Annotated in this window: 15 protein-coding genes; 7 read left to right on the top strand and 8 right to left on the bottom strand. The window is 57.8% G+C overall.

The window, feature by feature from the left end:
• Positions 1–56 precede the first annotated feature (56 nt).
• Together GOX75_RS08900 and GOX75_RS08895 are read left to right on the top strand one after the other, a co-directional pair.
• Complete coding sequence (locus GOX75_RS08900; protein WP_171122218.1) at positions 57–1,490, top strand: cache domain-containing protein; 1,434 nt, start codon at positions 57–59, stop codon at positions 1,488–1,490.
• Positions 1,487–2,134, top strand: coding sequence for a response regulator transcription factor (locus GOX75_RS08895; protein WP_171122217.1), 648 nt, complete (start codon positions 1,487–1,489; stop codon positions 2,132–2,134). The genes GOX75_RS08900 and GOX75_RS08895 overlap by 4 nt, the downstream gene beginning before the upstream one ends.
• Before the next feature lie 91 nt (positions 2,135–2,225).
• Here the strand turns inward: GOX75_RS08895 and GOX75_RS08890 are convergent, their stop codons facing one another.
• A complete protein-coding gene (locus GOX75_RS08890) occupies positions 2,226–3,071 on the bottom strand; it encodes a hypothetical protein (RefSeq protein WP_171122216.1) in 846 nt (281 codons plus the stop codon).
• A 422-nt stretch (positions 3,072–3,493) separates the two neighbouring features.
• On the opposite strand from GOX75_RS08890, the gene GOX75_RS08885 reads away from it, so the two are divergent.
• The 3 genes from GOX75_RS08885 to GOX75_RS20330 all read left to right on the top strand — a co-directional run bounded on the left by GOX75_RS08885 (position 3,494) and on the right by GOX75_RS20330 (position 6,918).
• Positions 3,494–5,245, top strand: a complete 1,752-nt coding sequence (locus tag GOX75_RS08885) for an acetolactate synthase 3 large subunit (protein ID WP_171122215.1) — start codon at positions 3,494–3,496, stop codon at positions 5,243–5,245.
• 67 nt (positions 5,246–5,312) lie between these two features.
• Positions 5,313–5,873 (top strand): acetolactate synthase small subunit, encoded by a 561-nt coding sequence (ilvN, locus tag GOX75_RS08880; RefSeq protein ID WP_171122214.1) that lies wholly within the window; start codon positions 5,313–5,315, stop codon positions 5,871–5,873.
• Between the two features lie 292 nt (positions 5,874–6,165).
• Positions 6,166–6,918 (top strand): helix-turn-helix domain-containing protein, encoded by a 753-nt coding sequence (locus GOX75_RS20330; protein ID WP_254428709.1) that lies wholly within the window; start codon positions 6,166–6,168, stop codon positions 6,916–6,918.
• Between the two features lie 9 nt (positions 6,919–6,927).
• Here GOX75_RS20330 and GOX75_RS08870 read toward each other — a convergent pair whose 3' ends face one another.
• From GOX75_RS08870 to GOX75_RS08845, 6 genes are all read right to left on the bottom strand, one after another.
• A complete protein-coding gene (locus GOX75_RS08870; protein ID WP_171122213.1) occupies positions 6,928–7,710 on the bottom strand; it encodes a DUF2189 domain-containing protein in 783 nt (260 codons plus the stop codon).
• 36 nt (positions 7,711–7,746) lie between these two features.
• Positions 7,747–9,141: an amidase gene (locus GOX75_RS08865; protein WP_171122212.1), complete on the bottom strand. Its 1,395-nt coding sequence runs from the start codon at positions 9,139–9,141 to the stop codon at positions 7,747–7,749.
• Positions 9,142–9,327: 186 nt separating this feature from the next.
• On the bottom strand, positions 9,328–10,452 hold the full coding sequence (gene prfB, locus GOX75_RS08860; protein ID WP_171122211.1) for a peptide chain release factor 2: 1,125 nt from the start codon (positions 10,450–10,452) through the stop codon (positions 9,328–9,330).
• A 90-nt stretch (positions 10,453–10,542) separates the two neighbouring features.
• Positions 10,543–13,032 carry a PBP1A family penicillin-binding protein gene (locus tag GOX75_RS08855; protein WP_171122210.1) on the bottom strand — a complete coding sequence of 830 codons (2,490 nt, stop codon included), beginning with the start codon at positions 13,030–13,032 and terminating at the stop codon, positions 10,543–10,545.
• Between the two features lie 95 nt (positions 13,033–13,127).
• Positions 13,128–14,348, bottom strand: a complete 1,221-nt coding sequence (locus GOX75_RS08850) for an N-acetylmuramoyl-L-alanine amidase (protein WP_171122209.1) — start codon at positions 14,346–14,348, stop codon at positions 13,128–13,130.
• Positions 14,349–14,420: 72 nt separating this feature from the next.
• Positions 14,421–15,578: a pyridoxal phosphate-dependent aminotransferase gene (locus tag GOX75_RS08845; RefSeq protein ID WP_171122208.1), complete on the bottom strand. Its 1,158-nt coding sequence runs from the start codon at positions 15,576–15,578 to the stop codon at positions 14,421–14,423.
• On the opposite strand from GOX75_RS08845, the gene GOX75_RS08840 reads away from it, so the two are divergent.
• The gene (locus GOX75_RS08840) at positions 15,577–16,959 is read left to right on the top strand and encodes a M48 family metalloprotease (RefSeq protein WP_171122207.1); all 1,383 of its coding nucleotides are present in this window, start codon (positions 15,577–15,579) and stop codon (positions 16,957–16,959) included. The genes GOX75_RS08845 and GOX75_RS08840 overlap by 2 nt on opposite strands.
• Positions 16,956–17,714 carry a DsbA family protein gene (locus tag GOX75_RS08835; protein WP_171122206.1) on the top strand — a complete coding sequence of 253 codons (759 nt, stop codon included), beginning with the start codon at positions 16,956–16,958 and terminating at the stop codon, positions 17,712–17,714. The genes GOX75_RS08840 and GOX75_RS08835 overlap by 4 nt, the downstream gene beginning before the upstream one ends.
• Before the next feature lie 42 nt (positions 17,715–17,756).
• On the opposite strand, the gene GOX75_RS08830 is transcribed toward GOX75_RS08835, so the two are convergent.
• Positions 17,757–18,425: a DUF1194 domain-containing protein gene (locus GOX75_RS08830; protein ID WP_171122205.1), complete on the bottom strand. Its 669-nt coding sequence runs from the start codon at positions 18,423–18,425 to the stop codon at positions 17,757–17,759.
• Positions 18,426–18,434: the final 9 nt, after the last annotated feature.

Raw genomic sequence — 18,434 nt, 5'->3', positions numbered from 1 at the left:
CGATCAAAAGTCCAAAAATTTTGCAATTTGCTGCAGGCTTGCGTATCGATTCGACCATGAGGGGATTCCGAAATCTGATTTCGCTGACCTATGGCCAGAAATTGTCGCTTGTCGCGGCGATTCCCTTGGTCGTGGCCGTCGCTGCGATCGCACTGTTCGTGACGTATGAATCCCGTGCAACGGCCGAGCGCGAGATTCAGGCGCTGGAACGCAGGCTGATCGAGGCCAAGAAGGAAGAACTGCGCAACTATGTAACCCAAGCCCGCAACGGGTTCGCTTACATCTATGGCCGCGCATCAACTGACGACAAGGTGGCGCAGAACCTTGTGACGCAAATCCTGTCGGCGATGATCTACGGCAAGGATGGGTTCTTTTTCGTTTATGACTATGACGGTAACAATCTGGTCAGCCCGCGCCAAACCCAGTTCATCAACCGAAACTGGGAAGGTCTAACCGACAGCGACGGCACGCCCATTGTTGATGAGTTCATTCGTCTCGCCCGTCAGGGGGCCGGATGGCACAGTTTCATGTGGCAAAAGCCCTCAACCGGGGAAGAGGCGCAGATGATCGCCTATGTCGTCGGCCTGCAAGACTGGCGCTGGGCCGTGGGCACCGGCGTTTTCATCGATGATATTGTTGCAACGGTGGCCAATGCCCGCGCCGAGGTCGAGGCCCGCGTGCAGCGTACCTTCATGTATATCGGCGGCATCGTACTGGCCGCCGTGCTGATCGTCTTTGCCTCGGGCATGTTGCTGAACTTCCGCGAACGCAGGCTGGCTGACGCCAAACTGAAAGAGCTGACCCAGCGTGTGTTTGACGCTCAGGAAGAAGAACGCGGTCGCGTGGCCCGTGAGCTGCATGACGGGATCAGTCAGATATTGGTCGGAGTGCGCTATGCTTTGGACAACGCCCGTCGCCGCTTGGCGCGGGGTGATGACGCAGGCGCACGCGTTCCGTTGGAGAAAGGGATCGACCACCTTGGCACTGCCATCACCGAGGTCCGCCGCATCAGCCGCGACCTGCGCCCGGGCGTTTTGGACGATCTGGGGCTTGGACCGGCGCTCAAGGCGCTAACCGACGATTTCCGCGAACGCACCGGGATTGAGACCGAGTTTTCAACCGTTGTCTTCCGTAACCGTCTGGATCAGGACAGCAAGATCGCGCTGTATCGCATCGCCCAAGAAGCCCTCACCAATATTGAGCGTCATTCGGGGGCAACGCGCGTTACAATTGATTTGCGCGGTCATAAGAAAGGCGCGACAATGCGCATTACCGATAACGGTTCTGGTCTGCGTAGCGACCCCGGACAGGCAAGCGCCGGGATCGGATTGCGGAATATGCAAGAGCGTATCGAACAGCTTGACGGCTCATTGCGTATTCTGTCATCACGCGGCCCACGCAGCGGCACGGTGATCGAGGCCAGCCTGCCCCTGAGTCATTTGTTGCCACCACGCGAAGACGCGACCCCAAACCGAAAGGCCGGTACATGAGCGACCAAACGATCCGGGTCCTTATTGTAGATGACCACCCGATGGTTGCCGAAGGGATTCAGTCGATCCTTGAAAGCTACGACGAAATTCAGGTCGTCGGAACGCTCAGTAGCGGACAAGAGGCGGTGGAAAAGGCGACAGACCTGGCCCCAGACGTCATCCTGATGGACCTGAATATGCCGGGGCTTGGCGGGTTGAGCGCCACCGAGATCATCCTGGAACGCCTGCCCCGGACCCGCATCCTTATCCTGTCAATGCATGACAGCCCGGAATACATCTCGACCGCGCTAAGTCATGGTGCCAAGGGATATGTCCTCAAGGACGTCCCAACCGAAGAGATCAAACAGGCCATCGACGCCGTAATGCGCGGGGAACAATACCTTTGCACGGGTGCCAGCGGCTCGTTACAGCCCAAGGGCGAAAGCACCCGTGAGGCGCTGACTGGGCGCGAGCAGACAATCCTGCTGGAGCTCGCCCAAGGCAAGTCGAATAAAGAAGTCGCTCAGGCGCTGGATATCTCTGTTCGCACCGTCGAGACGCACCGCAAGAACATCAAACGCAAACTGGGCATATCATCGACAGCCGGTCTTACACGCTATGCGCTGGAACACGGCGTCCTACAAGGCACAAGCCCCGGATTTTGATCCCGCAGCGCGCAGCGCAGCGACGCCCAACCAGCGGAGGCGCGCCAAAGGCGCGTCGACAATGGGCGGGGGGGCCTTCCGCCGACCAGCATCAGTCAAGCAGACTGTCTCGCCTTACCCCTTCCCGCTCAAGGTGATGCGGCAAAACACGGCCATATAATTGCCGAGTTCGTTCGACCCCGCCGCACATACCTTCGGCCTCGACAAATGAAAAAATCCCCACATACCGGCTGCACGACCCTTTGACAGGCGCAACGCGGTGTAGGGAGTAGCGCCCTTTGAATATCTGCAGGTCGCCCGGTTGCAGTTCAAGCTTGCGCACCCGCGCTCTGTTCCCGTCCAACACCGAAGCGACCGTGTCAAAATTCTCGTCCGAAGAACTGCGCAGGTTCGCCACATACTCGAACGCGCCGCCCTCCTCTCCGTTTTGGATGGCCAATGTCACGGTGTAGTTGTTGGTGTCGAAATGCCAAGGGAAGCCCTGCCCTTCCTCAACGACATTGATAATGACGTCCGCCAGCGGGTCATCATAGCGAAAGAACCGATCCTCGGCCTCATCCAAGGCCGCGCGGATGAAAGGTAGAAAGCCCTCAAATTCATAGATTCGGCGCAAAGGTCCGGATGTTTTGAAATTATCAGCCGGCACAAAGGCATTGGACCGATCATAGAACCGCCGGACAGGATGATCCGCCGCCAACCCAGGATCATCCTTCGTGAAATAGGCGTTTGTTCGATTGAACGAGCGATGCGCTTTTGGGGCGGTCGCCCGCGCCTCTTGCAGCAATTGCGCCAACCCTTCGGCGTGCACAAAACCCGGCAGGACGGCGCATCCGTCCTGATCCAGTTCACGCCGCAAATCGCCGATCAATTGATCATACGCCCGCGAGCCCGGACAATCGATCGGATACCGTCCCAGATCCACAAGATCGTGCAACATTTCCCGCCTCCTCTGCCTGCAAAGACAAAGTCAGCGTACTCAACCCAATCGGCCGATCATGCTTGTTTGGGACATTGCCATGACGCTTTCCGACACTGTTATTTTTGCGATGCACATGCAGACGACAGGAAATCTTCTCGAATCTTCCGGCCAGGCGCCAATACGCGCAATAAAATGTCGCAAAATTCACCGCTCAAGATACAAAATTGGTACGATTGCCTGTTGACGCCCCCTTTTACCGCCCATAATGTCCCTGCACGCAAAAAAGGAGCCTCTGGCGATGAAAGCGCTAGTCGTAATCGTAGGAAACACGCGCATGGGCCGGTAACGGTAAACCATAATCCAACCCATGCGCCTCCGAAAATCTCGGGGGCTTTTTTTTGGCAAAACGCAAGACACATGTCGCGAACGGAGCAAAGCAGATGACACGTGAGATGACCGGCGCAAAGATGGTGGTTCAGGCCCTCAAGGATCAGGGCGTGGACACGGTATTCGGATACCCCGGCGGCGCCGTGCTACCGATCTATGATGAGATTTTTCTGCAAAACGACATTCGCCACATTCTGGTGCGTCACGAACAAGGGGCCGTCCACGCCGCCGAAGGCTATGCCCGGTCAACCGGCAAGCCCGGCGTTGCGCTTGTGACCTCGGGTCCCGGTGCCACTAACGCGGTGACCGGCCTGACCGATGCGTTGCTGGATTCGATCCCGATCGTTGTTTTGACCGGTCAGGTACCGACCTTCATGATCGGCTCGGACGCGTTCCAAGAGGCTGACACCGTTGGCATCACCCGCCCCTGCACCAAGCATAACTGGTTGGTGAAAGACACGGATTCGCTGGCCGAGACCATGCACGAGGCGTTCCACGTGGCCACCTCGGGCCGCCCCGGTCCGGTGCTGATCGACATTCCAAAGGACGTGCAATTCGCATCGGGTGAATATACCAGCCCGAAACCCTCGACCTCGCATTACCAACCGGTAATGAAGGGCGATCTGGAAGAGATCACCGAACTGGTCGCCGCGATGGAGACCGCCAAGAAGCCCGTCTTTTATACTGGCGGTGGCGTGATCAACTCAGGCCCTGCGGCCAGCCAGTTGCTGCGTGAACTGGTGGATTCGACCGGCTTTCCCATCACCTCGACCCTGATGGGTTTAGGTGCATATCCAGCTTCGGGTGAAAACTGGCTGGGCATGCTGGGCATGCACGGCCTTTATGAGGCCAATCTGGCGATGCATGATTGCGACCTGATGATCAATATCGGCGCTCGGTTTGATGACCGGATCACGGGGCGGATTGATGCCTTTTCGCCGAATTCGAAGAAGGCCCATATCGACATTGATCCCTCGTCCATCAACAAGGTGATCCGTGTGGACATCCCGATTGTGGGCGACGTCGCGCATGTTCTTGAGGATATCCTGAAGGTCTGGAAAGCGCGCGGTCGCAAGACCGATGCTGCGGCAGTTTCCAAATGGCAGGAACAGATCAGTGACTGGCGCAAGGTCAACTGTCTGGCTTACACCAACAGCGAAAAGACGATCAAACCGCAATATGCGCTGCAACGCCTTGAAGAGCTGACCAAAAAACACGATCGCTATATCACCACCGAGGTCGGCCAGCACCAGATGTGGGCCGCGCAGTATCTGGGCTTTGAAGACCCCAACCGCTGGATGACATCCGGTGGTCTGGGCACCATGGGCTATGGCACCCCGGCCTCGATCGGTGTGCAGATGGCCCACCCGGACGCGCTGGTGATCAACGTCGCGGGTGAGGCTTCGTGGCTGATGAACATGCAGGAGATGGGCACCGCCGTTCAGTACCGCCTGCCTGTGAAACAGTTCATCCTGAACAACGAACGTCTGGGTATGGTCCGCCAGTGGCAGGAGCTGCTGCATGGCGAGCGGTACTCGCATTCGTGGTCCGAAGCGCTGCCCGACTTCGTTAAACTCGCCGAGGCCTTCGGAGCCAAGGGCATCCTGTGTTCCGACCCCGCAGATCTGGATGACGCGATCATGGAAATGATCAACTATGACGGCCCCGTCATCTTTGATTGTCTGGTCGAAAAGCACGAGAACTGCTTCCCCATGATCCCATCAGGTAAGGCCCATAACGAGATGCTGCTGGGCGAGGCCGAGACACAGGGCGTGATCGACTCCAAAGGTTCGGTTCTGGTTTAACAAAATTCGTCGAATTTTGTCGGGCGCCCCGGTGCCCGACCTTCGCAGGATGATGAAAGGGACGTAAATGTCTGCCCTACATATCAAAAAAGGCGCCACCCGCCATTCGGCCTATAACCTACGGCCCACCTTCTCAGACGTTCAGGAACGTCACACGATAGCAGTTCTCGTCGAGAATGAGCCCGGTGTACTGGCGCGTGTGATCGGGCTGTTCTCTGGTCGCGGCTATAACATCGAAAGTCTGACCGTGGCCGAGGTTGATCATACCGGCCATCTCAGCCGTATCACCATCGTCACCACCGGCACCCCACAGGTGATCGAACAGATCAAAGCGCAGTTGGGTCGGATCGTGACTGTGCACGATGTCCACGACCTGACTGTCGAAGGCCCCTCGGTCGAGCGGGAATTGGCGATCATCAAGGTCGTCGGTGAAGGCGACAAGAGGGTCGAAGCCCTGCGTCTAGCCGATATTTTCCGCGCCAACGTGGTCGACAGCACCTTGAATTCGTTCATTTTCGAAATCACCGGCGCACCGGACAAGATCGACGCCTTTGCCGATCTAATGCGCCCGCTGGGATTGGTCGAAGTGGCCCGCACCGGAGTCGCAGCCCTGCTGCGCGGTGACTGATAATATCCACCCCGCCCTTGGACGACCCCGTGGGCGGGGTATCTGTTTCCAAAATCCGCACCTAGCAGGATTTCGGGATTCCCTTTTCCGCCCTCTGCGGAAAACCGCCATAAAGATCAAACAAAACGAACTAAAGCCTATTGCGTTTACGCTTTTGCACGCTAGCCTCATGGAGTAGCGTGGCGTTGGGATGCGCCCGTTAGCGTATTCAGTGAAATTAAGCGCAATACCATTCGTTGGCCCGTGCGCTGTTTGTTACCCTGCAAAGTCACAATAAGAACCTGGGACACAAATGACGAATAACACTCGCAGCCCGGCGGAACTGCGCAAGATGTTCGGCGCAAATCTACGGCGATTGGCAAGGCAGTACCCCTCGGTTTCCGAACTCTGCCGCCAGCTTGGAATAAACCGGACGCAATTCAACAGATATCTCGGCGGTGAAAGCTTTCCGCGCCCGGACGTTCTGGACCGGATTTGCAATTTCTTCGAGGTCGACGCGCGCATTCTTCTGCGCCCTATTGACGAGATCGACTTGCCCCCGGTCCACCCAGCAGCCTCGGCGCTGACTGAATTTCTGGGTTCCGGCCCCGGGACACTTACGGAAAACCTGCTTCCGGCGGGTTTCTATTTTGTCTCCGAGACAGGGCTGGACGAACCCCATGCGACCCGGCACAGGGTCCTGCATGCGCGCAGGCTACCGCAATGCACACTGGTCCGAAGCTATGAACCACCCTCAGGAGAAGATAGCGTTGCGTCCAACCTGCGTGAGGTTCAGGGTATTGCAGCATGCGCTGGCCGCCAGATCTATATCCTCATGTCCAGCCGCGCATCGCAGAACAGTCGAATTTACCTCGTGAAACGCGGGAACGACGCGCAATCTGATCAATGGCGAGGCGTTGCGATTTGTCTGTCAAAAACCACCGCGAATGACACAACAATGCGCAGGCTTGCGCTGCGCTATCTTGGCCCCAAACCCAAGGCGGCGCTTTCAGCGGCAAGGGCCGCCCGACGCGCGGAACGAACAGCCGAAGAAATAGTGGCCTGAACTGAAAACTTAATCCGGCTCTACCGTTTCTGCCTGAGTAATCAAGCGGTAGAGATGCCAACTTGCATGGCCAAGCAGAGGCAACACCAAAAACAAGCCCAGAAACCAGGGCACCATCGCGACAAAAGTCAGAACAGCCACGAACACGCCCCACCCCAGCATGACTGGAAAATTTGCGCTGACATAGCTGTAACTGGCAATCATGGCGGTCACAAAGTCCAATTCCCGATCCAAAAGCATCGGAATCGACAGCACCGTGATCATGTAAAGAACGGTTGCGAAAACCGCCCCGACCACCGATCCCACTGCCAGCATCGTAAGTCCATTGGGCGTCAGATACACCTCAAGCGAGGTGGATACGTTGGTCATGGTGGACAATCCCATGAACAGGGCAAAGATCATATGACCCAGAAAGAACCAAAACAGAAACATCACGACGATGATCGCACAGATAGATGGCAGTTGACGCCGACCTTGTTGTACAACCACCCCAAAGATTGCCCCGAATCCCAGCGGCTCATTCTGCTCTAGCCTGTGCGACACCTCATACAATCCAACAGCGGCAAACGGACCGAGCAGAGGAAACCCAATCGCGGCCAACACAAGCCAGTAAGACGTTTGCGTCTGAATCGTGACCCAGGCAATGGCCCAACCCGCCACCACGTAGACCCCGGCAAACATCAACCCGAACATCGGCGCGCGACGAAAATCCACCCAGGCCCGGCGCATGGCCTCGCGCAGCATGTCCGTCGTGGCGGGCCCCATCTTCGGAACGCCAAAAGGCTTTTCCATTCTCAGTCTCTCCTCCCCTTATTCCACCCGAATTCGTCAGGCGGGTCGCTTCTGCGGCCATTTCGTAGCTTCGTGATACGCAGCCCCAATGGACAAAACACGCGCGTCCGCACCACGAGGTCCAAAAATCTGCATACCCATCGGCATCCCGTCGGGCCCAAACCCAGCCGGAACCGACAAACTTGGAAGTCCGATCAGGCTGACGGGCACAACAACTTGCATCCACCGATGGTAGGTATCCATCTTTTTCCCGGCGATTTCGGTGGGGTACGGCGTATCCAGATTAAAAGGCCAAACCTGCGCAGAAGGCAGGGCTAAGACATCAAATTCGTCAAACACCTCAACTGCGCGACGAAACCAGTCCGACCGCACGAGGCTTGCCCGATGCAGCTGCATTGCAGTCAACCCCAGCCCGCGATCAAGCTCCCACTGGGCTGTATCCTTCAGCATCGACCTGTGCTCGGTAAGCGGTGCAAGACCCGCGGCCACACTCCATGATCTCAGAGTCTCCCAGCTTTTCCACATCCTCTCAGATTCGAATGGCGCATCTACGGCTTCAACAGTGGCCCCTAAGCGCGAGAAAACCTTCAGCGCATCCTCACAAAGATCGAATATTCCATCCTCATACGGAAATGCGCCGCCCCAATCCCCCAACCAGCCGATGCGCACCCCTTTCAGATCAGCCGGTGTAACCGGTGATACGGCCTGAACTGGCGCGCTCAGAGGCTGCAGCTTATCGGGGCCGGAAATCACGTCCAGCAAAAGCCCAAGATCCTCAGGGCTTCGGGCCATCGGCCCCAATGTCGATAATTGGTGCAGAAACCCATCCCCAATGGGCTGCGCGGGTACGCACCCCCACGACGGGCGGAACCCGTAGACATTATTCCACGCAGCCGGGTTACGCAGACTGCCCATCATGTCCGACCCATCCGCTAAAGTAACCATCCCGGTGGCTAACGCAACAGCAGCGCCTCCGGATGATCCACCGCAGGATCGTTCCGAGTCATAGGGGTTTCGTGTAGCCCCGTAGACAGAGTTAAACGTATGCGACCCAAGCCCAAATTCGGGCGTGTTAGTCTTACCGATCAATATCGCACCAGCATCCCGCATCCGCGCCGCGATCAGATCGTCCTCGTCAGGCACATCATCCTTGAATAATGGCGACCCCTGCGAGGTCGGGATCCCCGCCACATTCACAAGGTCTTTGACAGCGACGGGCAACCCATGCAGCGGTCCTTTGATCGACCCCTCATCCAAGGCCCGCGCCTCTGCCATCAGATCATCTTCGTCGCGCAAAGCAACGATAGCATTCAAAGCTCCGTTGACCTCAGCGATTTTGTCCAGGGTTGCGCGCATAACGGCGACTGCTGAAACACGTCGCCCGGACATCTCTGCCAACAATGCAGTCGCGCTCGTTTGTCTTAGGTCCATTCGGGGCTCTTTGGCATTCTCATCACTCTGTAGTGGTCAGCCTAGCGGGGGTGCCCTGTCAATAAAACCCACTGTTTAGATGTATCTTTCCCGGCCACCCGCAACCTGGGGATCCCCTTCATCTGGCCCAAAATATCCCGGGGGAGTCGCGGCTTGCCGCGGCGGGGGCAGCGCCCCCTACCCAGCTTAATCGCTCTGCGCCTCGGACCGGCTTTTGCCCGCCACGTTCAGCGCCAGCGTCGCCGCCATGAACTCATCCAGATCACCATCAAGTACACCTTTGGTGTCCGAAGTTTCGTGGTTCGTCCGCAAATCCTTGACCATCTGATAGGGCTGCAACACGTAAGACCGAATCTGGTTACCCCAACCTGCGTCACCCTTGGCCTCGTGCGCGGCGTTGATATCGGCGTTCCTGCGATCCAGCTCTTGCTGGTACAAGCGCGATTTCAGGGCCTTCATCGCAATATCGCGGTTCTGGTGCTGCGATTTCTCGGAACTCGTCACAACAATGCCAGTTGGGATGTGCGTAATCCGCACGGCAGAATCCGTGGTGTTCACGTGCTGACCACCTGCGCCAGAAGACCGATAGGTATCAATTCGAATATCCGACGGGTTCACCTCAATCTCGATATTGTCGTCCACCACCGGGTAAACCCAGACCGAACTGAACGAGGTATGCCGCTTGGCCGCCGAGTCATAGGGCGAAATCCGCACCAACCGATGCACACCGCTTTCCGACTTCAGCCAGCCATAGGCATTATGGCCGGAAATCTTGTAAGCTGCGGACTTAATCCCCGCTTCTTCTCCGGCGGTCTCAGATTGTAGCTCGACCGTGTAACCCTTCTTCTCGGCCCAACGCACATACATCCGCGCCAGCATTGACGCCCAGTCGCAGCTTTCTGTGCCGCCCGCGCCCGAGTTAATCTCGAGAAAGGTGTCGTTGCTGTCCGCCTCACCGTCCAACAGCGCTTCAAGCTCTTTCTTGGCGGCTTTGGCCTGCAAGGACTTGATCGCAGACTCGGCGTCTCCGACAACCTCGTTGTCCTCTTCCATCTCGCCCAGTTCGATCAGTTCGATATTGTCGCTCAAATCCGTCTTGATCGACTCATATGTCTCGATCGCGTCTACCAGCATCTGACGCTCGCGCATCAGTTTCTGCGCATTTTCCGGGCTGTCCCAGAGGTTGGGGTCCTCAACCCTCGCGTTGAATTCCTCCAACCGATGCGGCGCAGTTTCATAGTCCATGCGCTGCGCAAGCAGCTCCAGAGACTTTTCGATTTCCGCCACGATATTCTGGGTTTCGGCGCGCATGGTTACGTCCCAACTTGCTCAATCAGGCCTGCGTGATAGCAAGTGCGTGGGGTCACCACAAGACGGCGTGACCCCGAATACTGCGCATTGTTAATATAGCCCGCCGCCCTGCAACTCACCCTGGCTGGCATTTGGGCCGACGGTGACTGTGTTGCCTGTCGATGTGGTCACCTGTCGGCCTGAGCTGTGGACCTCTTCAAACAAAGGCAGATCTGATCCCATTGCAAAACCGCCGTCGTAAACGCGGTCGATAAAGCCATCTACGCCGTCACGGAAATACTCGGCCACAACGTATTCGCCGGTTGCATCCGCAGGCAGGCGCGCGCCGCTGAAGCGGTCAATCTTGATGAAATGCCCACCCGGGGGAACTTCGAACGGGCCTCCACCATACTTTTCGACAGCTTTTTCCATAAAGCTCTGGAACACCGGGCCGCACATCGTGCCACCGTACGCCCCCCGCCCCATCGGGCGCGGGCGGTCATATCCAATGTAGCAACCAGCGACGATGTTTGATGTAAAGCCAATGAACCAAGCGTCCTTGGATTCATTGGTCGTGCCGGTTTTGCCAGCCGTCGGCACCGGAAGATTGACGTGGCTCGACGCTGTACCGCGATCGACAACGCCCTTCATCATCGAGGTCAACTGATAAGCTGTAATCGCATCCATGACCTGACTACGGTTGGTTTCGATGGTGGGCGACTCGTCCGGTTCCAGCCAGCTTGAGTTACAATCCAGACATTGCCGGTCATCGTGGCGGTAGATTGTCTTGCCGAACCGATCCTGAATCCGGTCAACCAGTGTCGGTTCAACCCGCTCGCCCCCGTTTGCGAACATCGCATAGGCTGCGACCATCTTGTAAAGCGTCGTTTCCTCGGACCCCAAAGAGTTGGCAAGGAACGCACCCATCCGGTCATACACACCAAAGCGTTCGGCGTATCCGGCTACCACAGGCATCGTGACCTCTTGCGCCAGACGAATGGTCATCAGGTTCCGCGACTGTTCAATCCCGGTGCGCAGCGGAGTCGGGCCGTAGAACTTGTTGGACGAGTTCTTGGGCCGCCACAAACCTTGCGGGGTATTCACCTCAATCGGGGCGTCCACAACGATCGTTGCCGGGCTGTATCCGCTGTCAAGCGCCGCGGCATAGACGAAGGGCTTGAAGCTCGACCCCGGCTGACGTTGCGCCTGCGTCGCTCGGTTGAACACCGAGTCCTGGTATGAGAACCCGCCCTGCATCGCCAGAACACGCCCCGAGTTTACGTCCATCGCGACGAAACCGCCCTGTACCTCGGGCACCTGACGGGCGGACCATTGGCCCTCTTCCCCGGCCATGACCAGAATGACATCTCCGCGCTTGAAATTGTCCTGAAAATTACCCTGCATCCACTGAATGTCAGAGCGCGGGACAGTGCCGTCTGCCGGGCCATTTTCAATACCCACGGTCAGTGACTGATCGGCGACATTCAAAACGACGGCAGGATACCATTGCGTTGGCAGGACCACGTCACGCGGGACTTCGGTGATGGCCAGCGCCTCGCGCCACTGCACCTCATCCGTCAGTTTGTCTACAGGGATCACCTCGCCCGTGCCACGCCATTTACCGCGGGAACGGTCGTATTTCTGCAATGCTACGCGCAAAGCTCGGGCCGCCTCGACCTGCATCTCTTCGTCAACCGAGGCGCGGACGGTAAAGCCACCGGTGAAAAATTCGCCCTCACCAAAATCCTCACTCAATTGGCGGCGGATTTCGTCGGTGAAGTAATCGCGCGGCGGCAAAGCGGTGCGGAAGCTTTCAAAATCGCCGTTCTGGACCGAGCGCAGAGGCATGTTGGTTTCTGCCTCATAGGTCGCCTGATCAATATACCCGTTCTGGTTCATCTCACGCAGCACATAGTTGCGGCGAGCCAACAGGCGGTCTTTCTCGCGCACCGGGTGGAAATCGGACGGTGCCTTGGGCATGGCGGCAAGGGTTGCCGCCTCATGCGGGGCAAGTTCCTGCAAAGTTTTGTTGAAATAGGTCTGGGCCGCTGCGGTCACACCATATGAGTTCTGACCCAGAAAGATTTCATTCATATACAGCTCAAGGATCTGTTCTTTGTCCAGCGTATCCTCAAGCCGCGTGGCGAGGATGATTTCCTTGATCTTTCGCTCGGCCCGACGGTCGCCGGATAGCAAAAAGTTCTTCATCACCTGCTGTGTGATCGTGGACGCCCCGCGCACATTCTCACCCTTGGATTTCACCGCTTCGACGCCCGCCGCAATGATGCCGCGCGGGTCATAGCCCTGATGGGTGTAGAAGTTCTTGTCCTCGGCCGAGATAAACGCCTGTTTCACCAGATCCGGAATTTCCTCGGACGGTGTGAACAGGCGGCGTTCCTGCGCGAATTCGTCGATCAATTGACCCTCGCCGGAATAAATCCGGCTGATCGTCGGCGGCTTGTATTGCGCCAGCGATTCATGGCTGGGCAGATCGCGCCCATACATCCAAAAGACCGCACCAATCACCAGCGCGGCCATGAAAATGCCCAAGGTCACGAGGCTAAAGATCGCCCCGAAAATGGATAGAATGAAACGGATCACGTTACTGCCTTTTGCTCGCGGTGCCGCCTATATAGTGATGCCCCTGCCCGGGGTCAAAACACGATGGCCAATATTAGCCGTTTTGCGCCGCAGGGTCACTGCCCAATAAGCGACCGTCTGACCAGATCATCCTGACGCCAGCGCTCCAGCCCGTCGCGAATGCCGCGCGCCATACCGGTACGCCATTCAGGGTTTCGTATGTTCTCAAGGTCTCTGGGGCTGGACAGAAACCCCAGTTCAATCAGAACAGATGGGATGTCAGCCGCCTTTAACACCGAAAACGAGGCCGTTCGGATCGGGCGGTTGTTCATCGGCCCACCTTGCTGTGTCATCCCTTCGGCCAAAGCTCGCGCAAGCGCGTCGGTGCGCGGCTTGGTTTCCCTGCGGGCAATGTCCAACAAAACATCCGCCACCTGATCGTCCGAACCGCTCAGATCAATTCCAGATATCAGATCGCCGCGATCATGACGCTCCGCCAGTCTGAGGCTGGCCACATCCGACGCATCCTCGGACAGAGTATAGACGGCAGCACCGTGCGCCCGCCCCTCGGACAGAATGTCTGCATGCAACGAGATAAAGACGTCAGCACCTGCCCGATGCGCCAGCGTGATGCGGCGCTCCAACGACACGAACTGATCGTCGACGCGGGTCATGACCACGTCGTATCCCCCAGCACGCAACAGCATTTCGCGCAGCTCGCGCGCAAAGGTCAGCATGAGGGTCTTTTCGTTGAGCCCGCCAACCTCGGCACCGGGGTCGATCCCGCCGTGCCCAGGATCCAGCATCACCCGAAGCAGGCGTGTTCCGTCCTCATCCCGCGCCGGAGGGGTAACCGATGCTTCCGGCAGATCCCAACCGGGCTGGCGCGGCGCGCCCGCGCTGGCGGAAAACGTATCAAAATCAGCCCCTGTCAAGTCCAAGATCAACTGCGCCTTACCCGATACCGGATCAACGCGCATATCCGAAGTCTCAACCGCCAAAGGCGCCCCAAGCTCCAGAACCATGCGCGACCACCCGGGCACATAGGCCCCATACTGCACTCCACTGACGCGATCCGTTTGCAAAAAGCTGTCGCGGTCCAGGCCGGTCCAGTCGACCTCCTGGAAATCCAGAACCATTCGATAGGGATCGCGCAGGGTGAATACCCGGTATGGCACACCCTGACTGAGACCAAGCTGCACCTGAACTCCGGCGCGCCCGTTATCAGCGACACGGCTGTCATCGGGCAACACGCGTGCAAGCGCACTGAAATCATGCGCAACGGCAGCACCGTTCAGCGCCCAGATCAGCGCAATGGCGAATAGAATCCTGCTCATGGCCTCAAGTTTTCCCGAGATCGTTTGACGCCCAGCTTAGCCGAACAACGCCCGCTTGTGAACGCCCCGCGCTCAACCCACCGACACAGAGCGTTCAGCCATGAACCGCTGCAGACGCAACAGGCCTTCTTCTATGTCTGCCGTCGATCTGGCGTAGGAAAACCGCAATGTCGTATGGCCACGCACAGGATCGAAATCGAGACCCGGAGTGACCGCCACACCCGCCTTTTCAAGGATTTCCGCAGCAAAGCTACGGCTATCATGCGTCAGGTCGGACACATCGGCATAGACATAAAATGCCCCGTCAGGCGGTGCGATGTTCGTGAAGCCTGCCTTGGGCAACCCCTTAAGCATCAGGGCGCGGTTGGCCCGGTAGACATCAAGGTTTGCCTGCAATTCATCTTCGCACTCCATCGCGGCCAAAGCCGCAACCTGACTGGCGTGCGGCGCGCAGATGAACATGTTCTGGGCGATCCTCTCGACAACGCGTACCTGATCTTCGGGCACAACCATCCAGCCCACACGCCAGCCCGTCATCGAGAAATATTTCGAGAACGAATTGATCACATAGCAGTCATCCGTCACCTCCAACGCTGTGACGGCCTTGGCCTCATGTTCCAGCCCATGATAAATCTCATCACTGATGAACGAGGCGCCCTGCTCGTGCGCGGCCCCGATAAGCGCCTGCATCGCCGTATGATCCAGCATTGTCCCAGTTGGATTGGCTGGCGACGCGACCATAAGCCCCTGAAGATCAAGCCCCGAGAAATCTGACGGCACAGGCTGGAGACGGTTTTCCGGCGCGGTTGGCAGATCGACCGGCACAAGCCCCAGAGCCTTCAAAATCTGCCGGTAGGACGGATAACCCGGTGCGCCTATACCAACACGATCCCCGCTGTCAAATAGCGCCGTGAAGGCCAAAAGGAAACCGCCTGATGAGCCCGGCGTGACCACAACACGTTCGGGGTTGAGGTCGACATTATACCACTCACCATACATCCGCGCGATCCGCTGCCGCAAAGCCGGAAGGCCCAGAGCAACTGTGTACCCCAGTGGCCCTTCTTTCATGGCCTTTGCCAGAGCATCAGTCGCCCCTTGCGGCGCACCGGTTCCCGGTTGGCCAACCTCCATGTGAATGATGGTGCGTCCGGCCTCTTCAGCTCGGCGCGCGGCCTCCATAACGTCCATCACGATAAAGGGATCGACCCCGGACCGGGTTGAGTTTCTCATGCCCATCTCCCATGTTGCAGCCATGGCTTTTGAACGCGTATCCAGGCTGGCGTCAATCCCGGCCCTGTTGCTGATCGCAGTGACATGGTTTTCAAGCGCCATTCAAACCGCAGCGCAAAGCCTGATCCGTGACCCCGATATCGAATACGGGCTGCGTGAACTGGCATTTCCCGTCTTGCGCGCAGCGGGGCTGAACACCAATCGTGTGCAAATTCTGGTGGTGAATGACAGCACATTCAACGCCTTCGTCATCGACTATAACGCGATCTACCTGAATTACGGTCTGATCCTGACTGTCGAAAGCCCGGAAATGCTGCAGGCGGTGATTGCACACGAAGCCGCGCATATCGCCAATGGCCATCTGGCGCGGCGGGTGGCGAACCTGAAAGCCGCGCAAAGGAACGCGCAGTTGGGAACCGCACTTGCCCTTGTGGTGGCCGCTGCGGGCGGTGGCGAGGCTGCTGCTGGCATCGCGGCGGGCACCTCCGGCTCGGCCCTGCGCAGTTTTCTGGCACATACCCGTGCCGAAGAATCTTCGGCTGATCGCAGTGCTGCCAGCTACCTCAGATGGGCGGGTATCTCGCCCAGCGGAATGGTTGCGCTGCACCAGAAATTTGCGGGACAGGAACTGTTAAGCACAATCAATCAAGACCCCTACATGCGCTCGCACCCCACCAGCCGTGAGCGCCTGCGGGCTGCCGAAGCTTTCATGGAAGAATTCGGAGATAAAGCGCAACCCAACCAAAGTGCTGATTACTGGTTCGCGCGCACAAAGGGTAAACTGTCGGCCTTTCTACGGTCACCGACCTGGACCATGCGCCGGGCTAAGGAAGAAAGCGCGCGGGACATCCGCCTCATGCGCGAAGCGGCGGCCTATCACCAGAACCGCGATCTGGCGAACGCCAGAGCCGCAGTCAACCAAGCACTGGATATTCGGCCCGATGATCCGTTCTACTACGAACTCAAAGGGCAAATATTGTTGGAAAACCGCAAGGTACAAGACGCGGTTGCTGCATATGGCAAGGCAGTGGATCTGGCCCCCAACAATGCGCTGATCCTTGCCGGATACGGTCGGGCGCTCCTGGCACAAGGTCAGACCAATAACGCCTTACAAGTCCTTGAAAAAGCAAGAAATAGAGACTACCGAAACGCCCGATTGATGCAGGATTTGGGCGTTGCATATGCGAAAATCGGCAACAAAGGCATGGCCTCGGCCGTGACGGCCGAAAGATATGCCTTGCAAGGTCGGCTGGCAGATGCAGGTATTCACGCAAGACGGGCTGTCGGGCAATTGCCCGAAGGCTCACCTGGTTGGCAACGTGCACAGGATGTGCTGATTGCCTCAGAACAAGCTAAGAAAACAAAAAGGAAACGAAAATGATCCTCAGACACGCTGCGCCAGCCCTGCTGGGGCTTTCGTTGATCACAGGCCCCGCTCAGGCATTGGACCTGAACGCCATGACCGAGGCTGAAAAGCAACAATTCGGAGAACAGGTTCGCGAGTATCTTCTGGAAAACCCGGAAGTGATCATCGAGGCCATCAATATCCTTGAGCAGCGAAATGCAGTGGCCGAAGCACAGGCCGACAAGGAGTTGGTGAGCGCCAACGCCGATGAGTTGTTCAATGATGGATATAGCTGGGTTGGCGGCAACCCGGACGGCGATATCACCCTGGTCGAGTTCATGGACTATCGCTGTGGCTATTGCCGCCGGGCCGTCCCCGAAGTGGCCGAGCTTTTGTCAGAAGACGGCAATATCCGGTTGGTTATCAAAGAGTTTCCGATTTTGGGCGATGCATCGGTCCTGTCATCGCGCTTTGCCGTTGCAACCAAACATGTGGCTGGCGACGACGCTTACAAACAGGTTCACGACGCACTTCTGGAATTCGGCGGCGAGCCGTCCGAAGTGACCCTGCGCCGTATCTCGGACGGGTTGGGTCTGGACAGCGACGCAATCCTCGAAGCGATGAACAGTGATCAGGTGACGAATGAGATCAACCAAACGCGCGAGTTGGCGCGGCGCATGCAGATTTCCGGCACGCCTTCGTTTGTTCTGGGAACCGAGATGCTGCGCGGATACCTGACGGCTGACCAGATGCTGCAAATCGCAGACGCTGTGCGGGCCGAACAGGGCTGAATTTGAATAGTGGCGGTGCGCATCTGTGCGCCGCCCTATCCCTTACCGATCTGCTACAGCCATCGGAATTTCACGCAGCAATTTGCGCCGAAGGGCTGCGGCATAATCCTCGTAACCCGCGGCAATTTCCACAAACGCGCCCTGCCCTGAAATGACGTGGTCGACGTAATAGGCCAGCACTTCGGGCTCGGCCCCCTCAATCACAAGCGCGTTCACGGTGACACCCTGCATCACCTGCATCTCGCGCGCGACATGGGGACGATAGCCGTTATTGTGTTTGCCGTCCCCCGACACATCAATGACGCGCCGACGGCAATCCGGCCCGTAGTCGAACATCAACGCCCCGAACGCCACCGCCGGACCGATGCCGGTTCCACCCGTTGCACTTCGAGGGGCCGCCAGCACCTCGGCGGCGATCGCTTTCAATTCGTTTAGCCCTCGGACCAGACGCCAGGCCGAAATCTGCGTCTGTTGCCGCGAGTCTGACCACTCATACACCATCAAGGCCACACCACCGGGTTGGGCAGAAATCGCCGTCACCACGTCAGGGTCCAGCAAGGCGGCGGCGACGCCATCGCGTTGCAACTGATGTTCGCTCTCATCGACGCTGCCCGACACATCCAACGCAAAGGCCAAGGCCAATTCACACGCGCGCGCCGCGCCAAAGGGGGCGGTCCACATCAGTAAAACAAGGACGAGTAAATCCTTCATAGGCCCGAC

The organism is Ruegeria sp. HKCCD7251, assembly GCF_013031165.1.
Classification (GTDB): domain Bacteria; phylum Pseudomonadota; class Alphaproteobacteria; order Rhodobacterales; family Rhodobacteraceae; genus Ruegeria.
Note: the sequence above shows the minus strand (reverse complement) of the source record. Positions and strands in the feature narration are given on the sequence as shown.

Bases quoted from the DNA above. Each gene is read 5' to 3' on its own strand.
- GOX75_RS08900 (WP_171122218.1), top strand. From the start codon at position 57: ATGAGGGGATTCCGAAATCTGATTTCGCTGACCTATGGCCAGAAATTG.
- GOX75_RS08895 (WP_171122217.1), top strand. From the start codon at position 1,487: ATGAGCGACCAAACGATCCGGGTCCTTATTGTAGATGACCACCCGATG.
- GOX75_RS08890 (WP_171122216.1), bottom strand. From the start codon at position 3,071: ATGTTGCACGATCTTGTGGATCTGGGACGGTATCCGATCGATTGTCCG.
- GOX75_RS08885 (WP_171122215.1), top strand. From the start codon at position 3,494: ATGACACGTGAGATGACCGGCGCAAAGATGGTGGTTCAGGCCCTCAAG.
- ilvN (WP_171122214.1), top strand. From the start codon at position 5,313: ATGTCTGCCCTACATATCAAAAAAGGCGCCACCCGCCATTCGGCCTAT.
- GOX75_RS20330 (WP_254428709.1), top strand. From the start codon at position 6,166: ATGACGAATAACACTCGCAGCCCGGCGGAACTGCGCAAGATGTTCGGC.
- GOX75_RS08870 (WP_171122213.1), bottom strand. From the start codon at position 7,710: ATGGAAAAGCCTTTTGGCGTTCCGAAGATGGGGCCCGCCACGACGGAC.
- GOX75_RS08865 (WP_171122212.1), bottom strand. From the start codon at position 9,141: ATGGACCTAAGACAAACGAGCGCGACTGCATTGTTGGCAGAGATGTCC.
- prfB (WP_171122211.1), bottom strand. From the start codon at position 10,452: ATGCGCGCCGAAACCCAGAATATCGTGGCGGAAATCGAAAAGTCTCTG.
- GOX75_RS08850 (WP_171122209.1), bottom strand. From the start codon at position 14,348: ATGAGCAGGATTCTATTCGCCATTGCGCTGATCTGGGCGCTGAACGGT.
- GOX75_RS08840 (WP_171122207.1), top strand. From the start codon at position 15,577: ATGCCCATCTCCCATGTTGCAGCCATGGCTTTTGAACGCGTATCCAGG.
- GOX75_RS08845 (WP_171122208.1), bottom strand. From the start codon at position 15,578: ATGAGAAACTCAACCCGGTCCGGGGTCGATCCCTTTATCGTGATGGAC.
- GOX75_RS08835 (WP_171122206.1), top strand. From the start codon at position 16,956: ATGATCCTCAGACACGCTGCGCCAGCCCTGCTGGGGCTTTCGTTGATC.
- GOX75_RS08830 (WP_171122205.1), bottom strand. From the start codon at position 18,425: ATGAAGGATTTACTCGTCCTTGTTTTACTGATGTGGACCGCCCCCTTT.